At 39.6% G+C, this 16,261-nt stretch carries 19 protein-coding genes; 6 read left to right on the top strand and 13 right to left on the bottom strand.

The genetic code is table 11. The features are described from left to right. Positions 1-8: 8 nt before the first annotated feature. The 10 genes from I585_RS19570 to rpsP all read right to left on the bottom strand — a co-directional run bounded on the left by I585_RS19570 (position 9) and on the right by rpsP (position 8,742). Entirely contained in the window at positions 9-323 is a 315-nt protein-coding gene (locus I585_RS19570) for a YdcP family protein (protein WP_010710319.1), read from the bottom strand. A 112-nt stretch (positions 324-435) separates the two neighbouring features. Further along, complete coding sequence (fss3, locus tag I585_RS19565; protein WP_010740289.1) at positions 436-3,663, bottom strand: fibrinogen-binding MSCRAMM adhesin Fss3; 3,228 nt, start codon at positions 3,661-3,663, stop codon at positions 436-438. A 79-nt stretch (positions 3,664-3,742) separates the two neighbouring features. Then, the gene (locus I585_RS19560) at positions 3,743-4,405 is read right to left on the bottom strand and encodes a hypothetical protein (protein WP_010740290.1); all 663 of its coding nucleotides are present in this window, start codon (positions 4,403-4,405) and stop codon (positions 3,743-3,745) included. A gap of 370 nt (positions 4,406-4,775) precedes the next feature. Continuing rightward, positions 4,776-5,123, bottom strand: coding sequence for a 50S ribosomal protein L19 (gene rplS, locus I585_RS19555; RefSeq protein ID WP_010740291.1), 348 nt, complete (start codon positions 5,121-5,123; stop codon positions 4,776-4,778). A 141-nt stretch (positions 5,124-5,264) separates the two neighbouring features. Continuing rightward, complete coding sequence (locus I585_RS19550) at positions 5,265-5,840, bottom strand: helix-turn-helix domain-containing protein (protein WP_010740292.1); 576 nt, start codon at positions 5,838-5,840, stop codon at positions 5,265-5,267. 175 nt (positions 5,841-6,015) lie between these two features. Then, entirely contained in the window at positions 6,016-6,753 is a 738-nt protein-coding gene (trmD, locus tag I585_RS19545) for a tRNA (guanosine(37)-N1)-methyltransferase TrmD (protein WP_034709440.1), read from the bottom strand. Beyond that, positions 6,743-7,267 (bottom strand): ribosome maturation factor RimM, encoded by a 525-nt coding sequence (gene rimM, locus I585_RS19540; RefSeq protein ID WP_010740294.1) that lies wholly within the window; start codon positions 7,265-7,267, stop codon positions 6,743-6,745. Before rimM ends, trmD begins: the two co-directional genes overlap by 11 nt. A gap of 23 nt (positions 7,268-7,290) precedes the next feature. Then, positions 7,291-8,130, bottom strand: a complete 840-nt coding sequence (locus I585_RS19535; RefSeq protein ID WP_010740295.1) for a lipoprotein — start codon at positions 8,128-8,130, stop codon at positions 7,291-7,293. 79 nt (positions 8,131-8,209) lie between these two features. Continuing rightward, entirely contained in the window at positions 8,210-8,455 is a 246-nt protein-coding gene (locus I585_RS19530) for a KH domain-containing protein (RefSeq protein WP_010740296.1), read from the bottom strand. An 11-nt stretch (positions 8,456-8,466) separates the two neighbouring features. After that, positions 8,467-8,742 carry a 30S ribosomal protein S16 gene (gene rpsP / locus I585_RS19525; protein ID WP_010740297.1) on the bottom strand — a complete coding sequence of 92 codons (276 nt, stop codon included), beginning with the start codon at positions 8,740-8,742 and terminating at the stop codon, positions 8,467-8,469. Between the two features lie 188 nt (positions 8,743-8,930). On the opposite strand from rpsP, the gene I585_RS19520 reads away from it, so the two are divergent. Together I585_RS19520 and I585_RS19515 are read left to right on the top strand one after the other, a co-directional pair. Further along, positions 8,931-9,485: an NADPH-dependent FMN reductase gene (locus I585_RS19520; RefSeq protein ID WP_010740298.1), complete on the top strand. Its 555-nt coding sequence runs from the start codon at positions 8,931-8,933 to the stop codon at positions 9,483-9,485. Positions 9,486-9,607: 122 nt separating this feature from the next. After that, positions 9,608-10,255, top strand: coding sequence for a GNAT family N-acetyltransferase (locus I585_RS19515; protein WP_010740299.1), 648 nt, complete (start codon positions 9,608-9,610; stop codon positions 10,253-10,255). 22 nt (positions 10,256-10,277) lie between these two features. Here I585_RS19515 and I585_RS19510 read toward each other — a convergent pair whose 3' ends face one another. The 3 genes from I585_RS19510 to I585_RS19500 all read right to left on the bottom strand — a co-directional run bounded on the left by I585_RS19510 (position 10,278) and on the right by I585_RS19500 (position 13,020). Continuing rightward, the gene (locus I585_RS19510; protein ID WP_010740300.1) at positions 10,278-10,790 is read right to left on the bottom strand and encodes a dihydrofolate reductase family protein; all 513 of its coding nucleotides are present in this window, start codon (positions 10,788-10,790) and stop codon (positions 10,278-10,280) included. A gap of 104 nt (positions 10,791-10,894) precedes the next feature. Beyond that, the gene (locus I585_RS19505) at positions 10,895-12,304 is read right to left on the bottom strand and encodes a C69 family dipeptidase (RefSeq protein WP_010740301.1); all 1,410 of its coding nucleotides are present in this window, start codon (positions 12,302-12,304) and stop codon (positions 10,895-10,897) included. A gap of 149 nt (positions 12,305-12,453) precedes the next feature. Continuing rightward, positions 12,454-13,020, bottom strand: coding sequence for a DNA-3-methyladenine glycosylase I (locus tag I585_RS19500; protein ID WP_010740302.1), 567 nt, complete (start codon positions 13,018-13,020; stop codon positions 12,454-12,456). A gap of 147 nt (positions 13,021-13,167) precedes the next feature. On the opposite strand from I585_RS19500, the gene I585_RS19495 reads away from it, so the two are divergent. From I585_RS19495 to I585_RS19480, 4 genes are read left to right on the top strand one after another with little or no spacing between them, the layout of a single operon-like run. Then, on the top strand, positions 13,168-13,554 hold the full coding sequence (locus I585_RS19495; protein WP_010740303.1) for a GntR family transcriptional regulator: 387 nt from the start codon (positions 13,168-13,170) through the stop codon (positions 13,552-13,554). Next, complete coding sequence (locus I585_RS19490) at positions 13,551-14,435, top strand: ATP-binding cassette domain-containing protein (protein ID WP_010740304.1); 885 nt, start codon at positions 13,551-13,553, stop codon at positions 14,433-14,435. Before I585_RS19495 ends, I585_RS19490 begins: the two co-directional genes overlap by 4 nt. Beyond that, positions 14,432-15,646 carry a hypothetical protein gene (locus I585_RS19485; RefSeq protein ID WP_010740305.1) on the top strand — a complete coding sequence of 405 codons (1,215 nt, stop codon included), beginning with the start codon at positions 14,432-14,434 and terminating at the stop codon, positions 15,644-15,646. The genes I585_RS19490 and I585_RS19485 overlap by 4 nt, the downstream gene beginning before the upstream one ends. Before the next feature lie 4 nt (positions 15,647-15,650). Further along, positions 15,651-16,256, top strand: a complete 606-nt coding sequence (locus I585_RS19480) for a VanZ family protein (RefSeq protein WP_010740306.1) — start codon at positions 15,651-15,653, stop codon at positions 16,254-16,256. Positions 16,257-16,261 lie beyond the last annotated feature (5 nt).

Genomic DNA, 16,261 nt, shown 5'->3' with positions numbered 1-16,261 from the left:
TTTTCCTCCTATGCTTTCACTAAATCATCGACATACAACACATAATCCGTAAAACCACGGTTCTCAATCTCATACCCTTTGGCAACTAAGTGAGGATTCACGGCTTTTAGTGGTTGGTCTTGATCAAAATCCTTTTCACCAGCTTCCGCAGCTACCACCACTTCAATATCATCTGCCCGTTGTTTACTGGAATACAAATGATAACCACGACCAATTACTGTAGTATTCCGCCCATATCCTTCTGTTAAAACTTCGCCTTCGCCGGCATAGCTTATCTTTCCAAAGGTTTCGGCCATATCTGGCACAACAAATTTCAATTCCATCTTCTTTTCCTCTTTTCATTGTTAGTTTTGGATACAAAAATAGCGCGACTACTTTTTTAGGAGGCGGTCGCGCACGTTGGTTCTTAGGATTTACTTGTTTCATCTCATCACCTTAGTTCCGGCGATTCCAGAAATAATACCCAGCCGTCGCAAAGATCAAGGTAAAGCCAATGAATAGTAGCACGTTGGAATGCTCTTCACCCGTTTGAGGGAACGTCTTCACTGTGGGACTAGATTCCGGAGTGTCACTTGAAACAGTTGGTGTTTCTGGCTGTTCTGGTGTACTAGATGTTGTCGGAGCTTCTTTTGGCGTTAAAGTTTGGGATTTTTCTTTCAAATCTTCATTGTGTTTTCCATTGATGGTTCCATCTTTATCATAATTGATTTCCGCAAAAGTAAATTTAGTTCCTTCTGGATAGTTGCTGGTATCGACTTTTTCTGCAAGCACGGTTTTGGTGAATTCTTTGTCGTTGACTTCATACTCAATCTTGCCAGATTTCCAAATTTCTTTGTTCGTACCATCTGGTAATAACGCATAGAGAATAGTTTCGAAAGCTTCTTTTGAGCCATCCAGTACCTCATGGGTAATGGAAACATCATCAAACATATCTACCACATCACCATGAGTGAACGTCTGAGAACCGTCCTCTAGATGGGCTTTTGTTTGAATAGAAACATGCCGTTCAATCTCACTCTTGACAGTTTGCGCTTGATTGTTCAAGCTAGCATCTTTTGCGATTGGTTCATCGCCTGCTTCATAGGCTTCCTTGTTTTCATACACATAATTGAACAAGACAATCGTTTTATCTAAGACTTGTTCAGCCGTTAATTCATGCAGAATTTCCCAGGTTCCCGTTTCCTCTTTGTTCGCCATTGTTGCGGTTGTTTCCGCAATCACGACTGGTTTCGCTTGTTCATCTTTTTCTTGGGTAACTTTTGTGGCTTCCACATCAATTGCTTGAGCTACCACATACCAGTCGTCTTTGATTTCATGCAAGTTATAACTCAATTTATCGAGTAATTCAGTAGATTCCATGCTAGTTAATTCTTTGTTTCCGTCTTTCCAAGTCGCAAGGGAAGTTAAGCTGTCTTCTTCCGCTGGCAAATCATAGAGCATCAAGCGATTCAGACTAACAGAGAATTTCGTATTGGTTAGCTTCTCATAAGGTACTTTCACTGTTTTAATCGGCTGCTTTTGTCCTTTTTCGGTAATGGTAAAGACATATTCGCTCTTAGCATAGTCTTCTTTGTTTTCCTTGAAAGTAGAACGAATTTCTAGTGGTGTAATCTTTTGGAATCCTTCTGGTGCTTCTACTTCCTCTAGCAAATAATCCCCATAAGGCAGATTTTCAAATTTTCCATAACCATCGAACCCCAGTTGTTCATTGGGAGCTGTGGTGGCCTCATCTTTAGCACCGGTAATTTCATTGGTTCCTTCTAACGGCGTCACTTTAAAAGTTAAGTCATTGAACCCAGTTTCGGCAGTTCCCGTCGCCGATCCGGCAAATTTGAAGAAATCAAACCCGAAACGAATTACTTGTTCTTTCGCTGTAACATCCTGAGTAATTACAGCATTTTTTTCGTCATCATCAACTTTTTTGATGGAAACAGGATATTTTGTTTCATCCAAGGTATAGCCTTCTGGTGCTTTGGTTTCTTGCCAGTAATACTCATTGATGGCTAAATGCTTCACGGCCACTTGATTCTTTTCGTCTAAAGCTAAAGTCACCGTTTCATCAGAAGCTTTAGTCCCCTTCACTAATTCTGGCTTAAAAGCATCATCCCATTTGACAGCTTTTTCATCCTCAGCAGCAAACAAGGTGTATTCCGCACCAGTAAATTCGGCTTTTCCTTGTGTTGTCTCACCAGTCTCTTTGTCTTCTTTTGTCAAAGTGGTTTCGCCAGTGATTTCTTGGTTTTGACCTTTTACATTTCTAGTAACCAGTGCCACGGTTTGGTTGGCGTATTTCAACTCGACTTTCACGGGTTTAAAGGTATTCACGAAGCCATTACTCGCTTTGGTTTCGGTCACATAATACGTTCCTAATTCCAACGCATTGGCGATCTCTTTTGGTGTTTCTGCATGACCTTTTTCGTCAGTCGTGATTTCTTTAACGATTTCACCAGTTGGGCTATCTTTACGAATGGAAAAGGTGTTTCCAGCTAAGGAATAATTTCCATTCCAAAGATTTGCGCCTGATTCAGCTCCTGTTTTATCCAGAATAATTTGTCCTTTTACCCGAGTATTTTTTGAAGTCACAGAAATGGTCTCACCAGCTTTAATCATTGCGGTCATGGGAGTGGGATCAATCGTATAAAGAGCCGGTACCGATTTTTCAGTAATGGTTACTTTCGTGCCATGGGGAATCCCATCCAATGTCGCTACTCCGTCTTTATCCGTTGTGACATCTTTTTCCGGTAAAGCTTTTCCAAAATTCAAATGGAAAACCGTTCCCGGTACCACGTCGCCAGATTCCTTATCAACTTTCTTGATTTTTAAAGAACCTTCTGTTTCCACATCAATTTTGATTGTGTAGGTATTGGGCTTATCAATCGCCCCCGCCATCAAGGTCTGTTGGCCCGCTTTTTTGTAAGCCACAGGCGTTCCGGTACCGGCGGATTTCTTTAGCGTTAACACACCGCTCTCTTTTGAATTGGCATTTGGGGTAATCACTAATTGATTGCCATTCACCCGATAATCAATGTTGGCGGTATTTTCGACAACCTCATCAAACTCCGATAAATTCAAGCCATTCGTATCGGTCACAGTTGCCGATTGACCTAACACAGTTTTCACCGTGGAGTTATGGAAGCTTGGTTTCTTCTGATAGTCGGCGATTGCTTGATTAATTTTTGCTTCAATGGCGGCGATATTTACGGCACTGCCATCGGAACGTTTGATGGAGTGAAGCGTGTAGCCATTGACTTCTTGCCAGATCATCTTCTGAGCCACAATATGGGTATCCACATCCGTGCCGGCATTCTTCCACAATACAGAAACTAGTTTTGCTTTTTCCGGCATAGATGGTAATGGATTCTTCTCATATCCAGGAGTGTACTCATTGTAAATCGGCACCCCTGGCTCAATACAGAAAATATCTTGTTTCACACCATTGTAGACAGCATAGTGCGGAACGGTGACTTCTGACATAGGACGGCCGTCACTAAAAGTGCCTTCAACAGCATATTGATGTGCTAAATCCAGTTCAACCGTCACCGTTTGTGGATGGGTGATTTTCTCGGCAAAAGCAATCATTGGACTAATTGATCCCCCAAGTGTTTGACCTAATAAAGCTAACGCCGCAAACAAGCGCCAATTCTTAAATCTTGGCTTTTTCATAAAATAAATCTCCTTTCGTTTTTGGGTAATAAAAAAGACGTTCAAATTTTTAGTTTTGAACGTCTGATTTAGAGTGCTACTATTTAGTTTTCTTTGTTTTAGATAAGTTGTTTCTCTGTTTATAGATTTTGATTCTTCGATAATCAAACCCTATCTCTGCCATTAATTCCTCCCAATTTTTATTTGTTCTTTTCATTATTGTATCAACTGACGGCAGCCTCGGTGATTGAACGAGTTTCCGAAATTTCGTCATTGATAAATCATCCTGTAGTTTTAATCGGATTATTTCATTTTTTAATTCTAACATCAGTTCGAAATCAGTAAATCGAGGACTATCATTTTTTTCTTTAAAAAGTGGACGTATATCTCCTAGTCTCTTTTTAACAGTACTAAGTGAAGGGATATCCTTCCCTACCGATTTTTGTTCGTACATTCGTTGGGAGATTATCTTCTCACACTTAATAAAGGATTCTACTATTTCCAATAATTCTTGTTCTGACATTCTAGCCCATTTCCCATAACCAGTATTTTCTCGTCCTATACTAATCAACAAATTCTCCCATGATCCATATTTTTTATTAATAAACCACATACTTGGTGCCGAATTTGGATTTTCTGATAGTTTCTTCTGGTATTGACGACTAGATTTAATTCCATGTTTTTCGATGAATTCATTAATTGTTAAAATCAGTTTTAAATCACTTTGATTTTTCCAAATGATACGTCCATCATTTTGCTTCACGATAAAAACTCCTAATAATTATTTAGATAGAAGCCTATCACATCAACTTTTTAGTAGAAAAGTACATGTTTTGTCTTTTTTGCTAGTAGCTGACCCTTTGAGAAACTTGGGTTCAAAAGTTGCTAAATTCGGTAAATGTTTTGGTATTTTTCGTATTATATTTGTCGTCAAGCTGACTACTAAATTTTGCCCTATTTTGACGACACTGATAGTCAATGTCGGACAATCTAGGACAATTTAGGGGAATATGGGTGAAAAATGAACCAAAACAGCCAAAAATGGCTTAAAACTGTGATAGAGAAAAAAGAAAAAGCCCTTGATATACAAGGACTTTTCACAGATTTCAGATTTCCAAGGAAGTTTTCCGTGTTTATCTTCTGATTTCTTTGATACGAGCTGCTTTTCCGTGTAATGCACGTAGGTAGTAAAGTTTTGCACGACGCACTTTACCGTAACGGACTACTTCGATTTTCGCAACACGTGGAGTGTGTAGTGGATAAGTACGTTCCACACCAACACCATTAGAGATTTTACGTACAGTGTAAGTTTCGCTGATACCAGCTCCACGACGTTTGATTACAACGCCTTCGAATAACTGAATACGTTCGCGAGTTCCTTCGACAACTTTCGCGTGAACGCGAACAGTGTCCCCAGGGCGGAATGCTGGGATGTCAGTACGTAATTGTTCTTGAGTTAGTTCTTGAATCAATGGATTCATTTTTATCATTCTCCTTATTCCAAACATTCTTAGGACGGCTGTCCCAGCGGAATATCGTATAATAGATGAGCTTTACACTCACCTGAATATTCTAACAGAGGAAGAACTATCTGTAAAGATAAAATTCTTGTCAGAAACGGCTTATTTTAACTTGCGGCGAGTCTTGATAAATTTATCAGCGGCCAAATCAAATGACTCCTCACTAACATCCATGTCTAACTTGCGCGTAAGGAGTTCCGTTTTTGTAACATTCACCAAGTAACTGCTGCCGCTTTCTTTCACTAAATAGTATTTAGTCGCATCGCGCCAATGATCTTCTACTTCATGTATTCCCGGAAGCAACAAGAAATCGACAACTTTTTCCTTCTTCGTCAGCTTCTTTTGGCGATATAATTCACGAATAGATTGAGCATTCGGATAATTTTCTAAAACTACCTGATCTTCTCGTAAGGCATTTCCCTTTGGCATTGGATAGTTTTCTAAATCAATTGGTTGCTTCATCACATGATTCGCAGCGGGTTCTTCCTCGCTAACTAAATAATCAATGCTCACGTTAAAAAGCTGTGCGAGGCTTTTTAAATTTTCAATATCTGGAATACCACGATTGGTTTCCCATTTTGCGATGGCCTGTCGCGATACCGCTAATTTCTCAGCCAGTGCTTTTTGCGATAAATTTTGTTCGGCTCTCAATTTTCGAATTTTTTCTCCACTAAGCATCTTCTTTCCTCCGTCTCGTTTTCTGATTCCATCATACAATTAATTCCATGATCTAGGGAAGAAACACTTTGTAGCAGCCAGGTTACGTAGCGTAACATACTCCTTTTCTTAGTAAAAACACTACCTTGTTGAAGCCACAAAAAAAAGGAAGCCCCAGTTAAGGACCTCCTACAGTTTATTTTTCTTCTTGTTTGATCTCCGCTAGAAATTTTTCCATTTCTGGTGTCAGATCCAATTTTTCCAGCATATCCGGTCGACGTAAATATGTCCGTCGTAAAGATTCCTTCAATTGCCATTCTTCGATCAAACGGTGATTGCCGTTCATCAAAACCTCCGGTACACCCATCCCCTCAAATTCTGCGGGTCTTGTGTACTGCGGATGTTCCAACAATCCCGTAGAATGGGAATCGGTTTTAGCTGATGTTTGGTTTCCTAATACATCTGGCAATAGACGAACCGTCGCATCAATCATGACCATCGCGCCAAGTTCTCCGCCAGTCAAGACATAATCACCTAGGGATACTTCATCCGTCACTAATGAACGAATTCGTTCATCGTAGCCCTCGTAATGTCCGCAGATGAAGACTAGCTGTTCTTCTTGCGAGAATTCTTCCGCCATCTTTTGATTGAAAGGTTTCCCCGCTGGATCAAGCAGGATTACGCGTTTTTTTTGATCATTGGTTTCTGCTTCGATGGCCTTCAGATTATCGTAGATCGGCTGAACTTTCAGCAGCATCCCTGCCCCACCGCCATAAGGATAATCATCCACTTGTTTATGCTTATTATCAGAGTATTGGCGAAAATCATGGAGATTGATTTCCAGTAAATCCTTCTCAACGGCTTTTCCGATAATCGATTCACCTAAGGGCTCCTCGATCATTCTAGGAAAAAGCGTCAATACATCAATTCGCATCGTCCAACAACCCTTCCGGAATTTCAACATGAACGATACCTTCTGTTAAATCGATATCCTTAACGACAGATTCGATGTAAGGAATCAACGCATCCTTTTGACCTTTGCGTTTCACGACCCAGACATCATTAGCTCCCGGAGATAAAATCTCGGTGATTTTCCCTATTTCTTTATCGTCTTCATCAACAACTGTCAAACCGATGATCTCATGGTAATAATACTCGTGCTCATCTAATTCACCCATTTGTTTTTCCGAAATCTTCAGGATGCCATCGCGAAAAGGCTCAACCTGATTAATATTCGGATAACCTTCAAAGCTCAACAAATCAAAATTTTTATGTCTGCGGTAACTTGCGATCGTCAAAGGCAGCGTCTCTTGATTCTCACGAAATAAGAAAAGCTGCTCTCCAACTCGATAACGTTCTTCAGTGAAATCAGTACTTGAAATGACACGAACTTCCCCGCGAATTCCGTGGGTATTAACGATCTTTCCGACTTTATAATAATTCGTCACGTATTTTCCTCTTTCTGCTTAAGCTATTTTGCCATTGAAACAGCCATTTTTAAACTGCTCATTGAATCGGCATTCATAATTGTATAAACGGTTTGATTGTTCTGCCAAACCACACTATTTGATTGATAATCCCCAGGTGCTACTCGTAAAGAAATTTGTCCAGCATCATGAGGGACCGGCAAGAACGCTCCTTCTAGGTATTCAACCGTTTGTTTCGCTAATGGAACGGGATCTTCTTGCTCAAGATTGTTTGCTCGCACAGCCAGACTCCAGTTGCCTTCTTTCCATGTGATGAAACTTGAACCCGCACCGGCATTGCGATAGCCAGTGATCGAATGTCCTAGATCCACCTGCTGCCCATTCGGGTCATAGGTTTGCCCAACTTCATTCTGAGCGGTTTCTTTTGAATCAAAAGACTTCCGTTGAAATTGTGCAACAGAAGTTTGACCATCTAAAGCTGGGTCATTGAACGGTGTATCTTCGTTTACCACATAGTAATTGACCGTCAATGTTCCCTGTTCTTCAGAAGCCTTGATCCCAATTTGTTTTCCTCCACTGATAGTGGCCGGATCCGGAAACTTATCGTTTGGATAGTTGGCTTGCAATTCCTCCATTGCCGACATTGCATGATTGCCGTGGGATGAATTTGTTTTTGATGAACTTGTTTGTGTCTTAGAGTTTGATGCAGTATCCGAATTTGTACTTGAACGACTAGTTGAGCTATTTTTTTTCGACGTTGACGTGCTGGTTTTCTCAGTTGCGGCCGCTGTCGATTTCGTAGTGCTATCTTTTGAATCATTATTTCCAGAGTTACAGGCTGAAAGGACAAACAACACGCTAAACAACAACAAATATTTTTTCATGATGGAACACCTCCACCTTCAGTTTACCGTATTTTTAACGAAAAAACACTCGAATCAAACCGACTCGAGTGTTCTCACTTTATTTACCATCCACGATGTTAAGACGAACTTTTTTCGGTCCATTTGTCCGAACACTATACACGATCGTGCGGATCGCTTTCGCTACCCGGCCTTGTTTTCCGATGATTCTGCCGATATCTTCAGGAGCAACCGTTAAGTTGTACTCGAAGAAATCTTTAGACTCCTCAATCTCTAACTTCACTTCATCAGGCTTTGTCACCAAAGGGGTAACAATCGTCAACACAAGGTTAGTTAAATCTTGCATAATTGATCACCTTATTTCTTAGCGAATTTAGCGTCGTGGTGTTTTTGCATGATGCCTTCTTTAGAAAGGATGTTACGAACTGTATCAGAAGGTTGTGCACCTTTTTGTAACCAGTTTAAAACATCTTCTTCTTTTAATACTACTTCTGCTGGGTTTTTCAAAGGATTGTAAGTACCCACAGTTTCGATAAAACGTCCATCACGAGGAGAACGAGAATCAGCAACAACGATACGGTAGAAAGGTTTCTTTTTAGAACCCATACGTTTCAAGCGAATTTTAACTGCCATTGTATAACTACACCTCCATATAATTAATCACAAGATGTAGTCTAACACGCTTTTGGTTAGCTGTAAAGAGTTTTTTCTTTACAGCTCAATTTTTCTGTCAAAGCATATCTTTTGCACCTTTTACTTATTTTTTGTAAGATGTATTCATAAGATAACGAAAGTAATATAACTGAATCGGAGGAATTATGATGACAAAAACAATTGGTATTTTAGTAGGAAGTCTGCGTAAAGATTCTTACAACAAAATTGTAGCTAAACAATTTGCAGAATTACTACCTGAAGGATTTGACGCAAAATTTATTAAAATTGATGATCTCCCATTTTATAATGAGGATCTTGAAGTGGAAGGTTCTGTACCTGAAGCTTGGACACGTTTCCGTAAAGACATCAGCGAAGTCGACGGTTTGTACTTTGTTACACCTGAATACAACCGTTCAATCCCAGCAGCCTTAAAAAATGCGTTAGATGTCGGCTCTCGTCCAATGGGCAGCAGCGTTTGGGGCGGCAAGCCTGGTTTAGTAGTTACTGTCTCTCCTGGTGGTCCTGGTGGATTCGGTGCTAACCACATCTTACGTCAATCACTAGTATTCTTAGACGTTCCTACTTTGCAACAACCTGAAGCTTATATTGGCGGTATTATGAATTTAGTCGACAATGATGGTCACATCGCTGATGGCACAGTAGACTTCTTCAAGTTGATTACTGACAAATATATCGAATTCTTCAATAAATTAACCAAATAGTTTTAAAAGATAAACTGTAGGCATGTCCATTCATTTTGGACAGTCTGCAGTTTTTTTATTTACTTCATTTCCCTAAATCTACCTGCTATACTTAATTAAGATACTAGATTGGAGGAAATTATTTGACTGTCAACATTAGACTTGAAGAAGAAAAAGATCATCGCATCGTTGAAGAAATCACTCGAGATGCCTTTTGGAATTTATATTTACCCGGAGCCGAGGAGCACTATCTGGCACACACACTTCGTAAACATCCCGATTTCATACCAGAACTTACATTTGTGATTGAACTGAATGGAAAAGTTATTGGCAGTATCTTCTATAGTAAAGCGAAAATAGTTGCTGCCGATGGGACAGAATATCCGGTGATTTCGTTTGGTCCTGTAAGTATCGCTCCAGAATATCATCGTCAAGGCTACGGGAGACAACTAATCGAATACTCCATCACTGAAGCAAAACGCTTGGGCTATGATGCCATCGTAATCGGCGGCTTTCCCTATCATTACCACACCTATGGCTTCATTGGAACAAAGAAGTACAATATCTCTATGCCAGACGGAAAATTTTATACGGGAATCATGGCGCTGCCGCTAAAAGCCGGTGCACTTGATAACGTTAGCGGAAAGATTATCTTTTCTCCAGGTATGTATCCAGATCCTGATGGTCTAGAAGCCTTTGATCAGACTTTTCCAGAAAAAGAGAAGAAAGTCCTGCCCTGTCAAGCAAAGTTTGAAGCTGCGGCCAGCGAGCTTGATGAAAATGAGTATTAAAAAAAGCCAGATACTGGCTTTTTTATTTTTTCAAGTGAATCTGTGCAAATTGACCAAACTGTTCTGTTTCCAGCAATTGAAATTTCTGTTGATTTGTCTGTGGTAAAAATAGCGGTACGCCCTCACCTATTAATATTGGTACAATTTGAATCCACCACTCATCGATCAGACCTGCCTCTATAACTGGTCGTAACAATGCACCACCACCAACAACCCAGACGGTTTTATCAGAAGGCAGCTTTTCAATAAATTCCACTGGATCACCATTGACCACCTGCATATTTTCATCGACTTCGATCGCCGAATGACTAAATATGAAATTCTCTTTCTCAGGATAAATGATTTCTAGCTCCGCATCCCGTTTCACGGCATCATATGTCCGACGCCCCATTATCGTGTAATCAATTGTTTGATAAAATGTGTCATAAGGGACAAGTTCCCCTCCTTCTTGCTGATACAACCAATCCAAACGATCCGCTTTATCTGCCAAATACCCATCCAAACTAATCGCTCCGTAAAAGACTGCTCTTGCCATCAAATCCCCCTCTTTCTGTTCTATGATTCTATCAATCATGGCCAGCTTTACCAACATATTTGCACAAAAAAGCCTCCTACTTTGAAAATAGGAAGCTCGTCTTATTATAAGTTGATATCCATTTTGTAAGTCAATTTCGACAATCCGATGCTGTCTTTAACCAATTGACCAATATATTTCAACGCTTTTGCTTTCATGTCATCCACGATTTCATGATTGCGTTTGGTCAAATATTCCGTCAATGCATCGCCTTGCAAAGCCTTAGCCTTTTCGTCCGTTTCATTAACTAAGCGGATCAGGTTTTCACGACAATCCTTGACAAAATCAACATCCGATTCGATTAGCTCACTATAATGCCCTTCTACTAGTGCGGTGATCGTACGATACATCCAGTACCCATCTTCCAAGTTCCAATCCAATGACGTATCATTGAAACTTGGATCAGAATCTGTCGCATTCCCATAAAATGGCAGATGTGGATTAAAAGCCGGTACTCCTAGGCAGACCCACATAATAGTCGAAAGTTCTTCCGGCACATGATTACGGACTTGCATAATATGAGAATCCTGAGTCCGATTTAATGCGATTGGACGATACAAATGTCTTTCACGTTCTGTTCCTTTACCATAAGGATCGTAGACTGTTTCATTATAATGTGATCCTAAAATATAGACCACATCTTCTAGACTGATTTTCCGGCTGGCTTTACGTAAAAATGGCAAATCTGAAGAAACCGGACTTTGATCACTCTCAGGATTCAAATAGCGTTGGCCAAACCAAACGCGCGGCGTGTTGTAATAACGATCCTTTTCTGTGTCCGTTCCGAAAATATGACGGAAATTGAAGCCTTCATGATCCGGATTCAAATGATGTTTTTCGACAAATTCTTGAATGCCCTCTGACCACATGAAGTTTTCCGAGTCATTAAAATCAATTTCTTCTTGAGCGACTTGATTAGCAATAACAGCATAATGGTCCGCTGGAATTCGTTGCGCAACCCAATGATGACCAGTCACGATCTCCATGTACCAAACGTCATCCTTATCACTAAAAACGACTCCGTTGCCTTCTGGTGAACCATATTTCCGAATGATCTCACCCAAATATTCCACCCCATGACGCGCCGAGTTAATATAAGGCAATACAGCCACGACCATTGAGTCCTCTGCAATCCCGTTTTTCACTAATGGATCGTAAGCTAAAACATGTTCATTAGCATAGACACTCTCAGTAGCGCTGATTCCGACATTCTTTTCATTGAATCCGCTGCCGCCGAAAATTCCTTCTTTTTCAACATTTACATTAGGGACCATTTGATAACGATAAGCTTTTTCCGGATAATCGAAAGTAAAACCGTTCTTGTTGGAAACATACTTGCCAGTTTGATGCTCATTGCGTGGAATCACCTGAATTTTTTGCGGTGTATCTGCCACAAACATATCATTATTCCGAGCCATCATCGTTGATCCATCCATTGACGCTTTCTTACCTACTAAAATCGTTGTACAAGCCATTGCTATTGCCTCCCATTTCATTCTAAAGAAATAATTTATGAATCCCACTCCATTATTCTACTGAAGTAAAAAGATGAACTGAAACCCCATTTTTCTTACAACACAACTATAACGCTGCTGGAAGGAAAAAGCGGAAAAAAAGAAAATACTTATTTTTGTATTAGTTCTTTATAACGAAAACATTCAGTCTCATGATCATTCACAATACCAACAGCTTGCAAGAAGGCATAAATCGTTGTACTGCCTACGAATTTGAAACCGCGCTTTTTCAAGTCTTTAGCGATTTTATCCGATAATTCGGTCTTAGCAGGAATTTCCGAAGCGATATCAATTTTATTATCAATCACTTGGTGATCGGTAAAGCCCCACAAGTAATCAGAAAAACTCAATCCTTCAGACTGCATTTCCAAAATTTTCTGTGCGTTGATGATCGCCGCTTCAATTTTCCGACGATTCCGAATGATCCCGGCGTCTTGCATCAAAGCTTCCACCTTTGCCTCATCAAAACTCGCAACCTTTTCAAGTTCAAATTGTTCGTACGCTTGATCAAAATTTTCCATCTTATTCAAAATAGTTTGCCAGCTTAAGCCGGCTTGATTCATATCCAAAACCAGCTTTCGGAAAAGGCGCTGACTATCATATTCTGGCACACCCCACACCGTATCGTGATACTCTTGCATATTTTCATTATTTCCTGCCCATTGACATCGATACATCTTCATCACTCCTATTTCTTTAATTTTAAAAAGCGAACATACGCTCCCCTTCAGTATATCAGATAATGAAAAAAAGTCATTGCCTAACTCAGGTGTACTATGTATACTAGTACACATAAATACAACTCGTTAAAAGGTGGTGTCAAAATGGTTCGCATCGATAAAAATAGTAGTCGTGCGTATTACGAACAACTGGTGTTAGGAATTAAAGAAGATATTTTGCATGGCATTTTACAACCTGGAGACAAAATTCCTTCTGTTCGAGAAATGGCTAAGCAGTTATTGATGAACCCGAATACCATTAGTAAGGCCTATAAGGTACTTGAGACTGAGAAAGTTTTGGTTACAGTCAAAGGCAAAGGCACCTTTGTTCGGGCGATTGAAGAAAATCCCAGAGATGAGCTCCGCGTTCAGGAACTAAAAAAAGATCTCAATGAATTAGTAATTGAAGCACGCCATTTACAAATTTCCCAAGAGGAATTGTTGGCATGGATACAAGAAGCGGAAAAAAGTTTAGGAGGTCAGTCATCTTGATTGTCAAAAATTTAAGTAAAACAATTGATCAGCTCTCTGTCCTTAATGACATTGAGTTTGAATTAACTAAAAATGAAGTCGTTGGTCTGGTTGGACGCAACGGTTCTGGAAAAACCAGCCTATTACGTGTGCTTGCTGGACACTATTTACCGGATATCGGAGATATCTTAATTGGGGAAAAATCGGTTTTTAAGAATCCTGAGGTCAAACAAGCAATCTTCTTTATTGACGAAAAAGACAATTTTTTACGGTCTTATTCCCTTACAAAAATAGCTAAGTTCTATCAATTAGCTTATTCAAAATTTGATCGATCATTATTTATGGATTTAGTCGGAAAGCACGAATTTTCATTAAATAAAAGCTATCGTCAACTCTCCAAAGGGCAACAGGCATTATTTCAACTCATTTTGGCAATCAGCTCTAACGCCGAATACTTGTTGCTAGATGAACCCTTTGACGGTTTGGATGTCATTATCAAAAAAGAAATGATTGGTTTGCTCATGGAGCATTTGAGTGAACACTCACGGACAGCGCTGATCTCTTCCCATAACTTACCCGAATTGGAAAATCTGGTTGACCGTGTATTATTGCTAAAAGACCAAACAATCATTAAAGACTATCGTTTGGAAGAAATGCGGGAAAAAGCCAAAAAACTTCAGCTTGTCTTCAAAACAAAAAAAGTCCCTGCTGTCGTAAAAGAAAATTCTAAAATGCTCGACTTTCAAGGTCGTGTGGTCACTGTCGTCTTTGAGCATTTTACGGAGGAACTCGAAACGCTGATCAAGGAATTTGATCCACTCGTTTACGAAGAACTTCCTCTATCCTTAGAAGATCTCTTCGAAGCAAATTTGAAGCCGCATAGAAAGGGGCCCTTAAAATGATTCGATCGATTTATTTTGAACGCTATAAAAAAGTCCTGATCGCTGTCTGCTTGCTAGTGATCGGCATCTGTACCTTCACAGCAATCCTTCAAAATAATCAGTGGAAAAGTGTTTATAATGATCCGGAATTAAAAACACAGTACGACGCGATTCCTGATGAACACAATTATTATGACGAAAAACAAATGAACAGTGTGCCTTATAAATCATACAAAGACTTTCGTGATGCGACGCTGTTTTTTTACGGCTCGTTTTCTCTGGAAGATTCAGGACCTAATCTCAAAACTATGGCAAAAGTGGAAAACTATTCAAACAAAATTCCTTATAGTCCAAAATTCGGTGGAATCTTTATAAGAATTGCCTTGCTCTTTGTCGTCCCATTAGCCGGGTTTCTGCTCTTTTTTATCGATCAAAAAACAGGATTCAATCAATTTCTGTTCTCGCTAGGCATTTCGCGAAAAGAATTATTTAAGAAAAAAATTACCTATGTAGCACTGCCTTTTTTACTTTCGATCTTAATCGGGCAATCACTCTATGCTCTGCTGATTCACTCGTTGATACCCGCATACTATATGAATGCTACATTAGGGCAACTATTCACTTCCGTCATCAGTAACTTCTGCCTGCTGTTCTTTATGTTTTCTAGCAGCGCCTTTATAGGATCAATGGTTGGAAATAGTCTTTTTGGTTCCTTGACTTGGGCCGTTTATTGGTGGCTGATGATTATTTTCCCTGCTAGTCTTTACCGTTTTGGGAATATACTGCATACAGCAAAGCTGATACCTAAGAATCAATTTCCAGAGACACTCTTTGTCTACTTCGTTGGGAAAATGGGCGGTTTTTGGTGGGTGAATCTACTGTTCGTATTTTTGAGTTTACTGTTTGCTTTCTGGGCGTATAAGAAATACCAGACGCTCTCATTAGAAAATGATAATGCGTATTTACTTCATAAGGAATCTCGTTGGCCGATTTGGACAATCATGACGCTCTTCACTTCGTTCATTCTTAATACGTATTTCTTTGACTCATGGTCCTACTTTTTACAAAAAAGATTATATGAACATAGTGCTGATTCAATTAGCGGTCCTATTTTCTCAAACATACTGATTACATTGGTTGTTGGATGTATCTGCTTACTAATCGTATTTTATCGAGAGATTACCCTAAGCTTATCGATTAGATTGAACAAATTAAACCATCGAACGGAGTGATTCTTTGACTTCATTAGATATTCTATTTCCTATCTACCGTATTTCCTGTATCTTTTTACCATGCTTGATCTACCAGTATTTCGTGCTTAGAAAAAAGCAGGAGAAAATAGTATTCTCATCCATGGTATGGCGTTGGATTTTCTTGTTTTATCTCTATTTAGTCATTGATATCACTGGTGTTGGGATACTGGAGGATCTTTTGAGCTATCCAGAATTGATCCGTCCTGAAGAAATCAATCTGGTTCCCTTTCAATCAGGTGTTGGTTTGTTGAACATTCTTAATATCATCATGTTTGCGCCATTAGGTTTTTTATTGCCATTAATTTGGAAACAGTGTCGGAAATGGTCGTCTACCGTATTGCTGGGCTTCGAGTTTTCACTGATGATCGAACTTCTCCAATTATTTAATCGGCGAGCAACTGATATTGACGATCTACTGATGAATACCTTTGGCGCGCTAGTCGGGTTTCTGATTTGGCAGTTTAGTCAGAAGTTTGTCCATAAGGTTCCTAAAGAAATTCAACTATTTCCTCCGCGAGAACCGCAAATCTACTTATTTTTGAGTCTCGCTGGTGTCTTTTTCCTTTATCATTGGCGATTTTTTCTATAAAAATA

It is taken from the genome of Enterococcus malodoratus ATCC 43197 (assembly GCF_000407185.1).
Classification (GTDB): domain Bacteria; phylum Bacillota; class Bacilli; order Lactobacillales; family Enterococcaceae; genus Enterococcus_A; species Enterococcus_A malodoratus.
The sequence above is the reverse complement of the archived record's forward strand: the minus strand, read 5'-3'. Positions and strand labels throughout refer to the sequence as shown.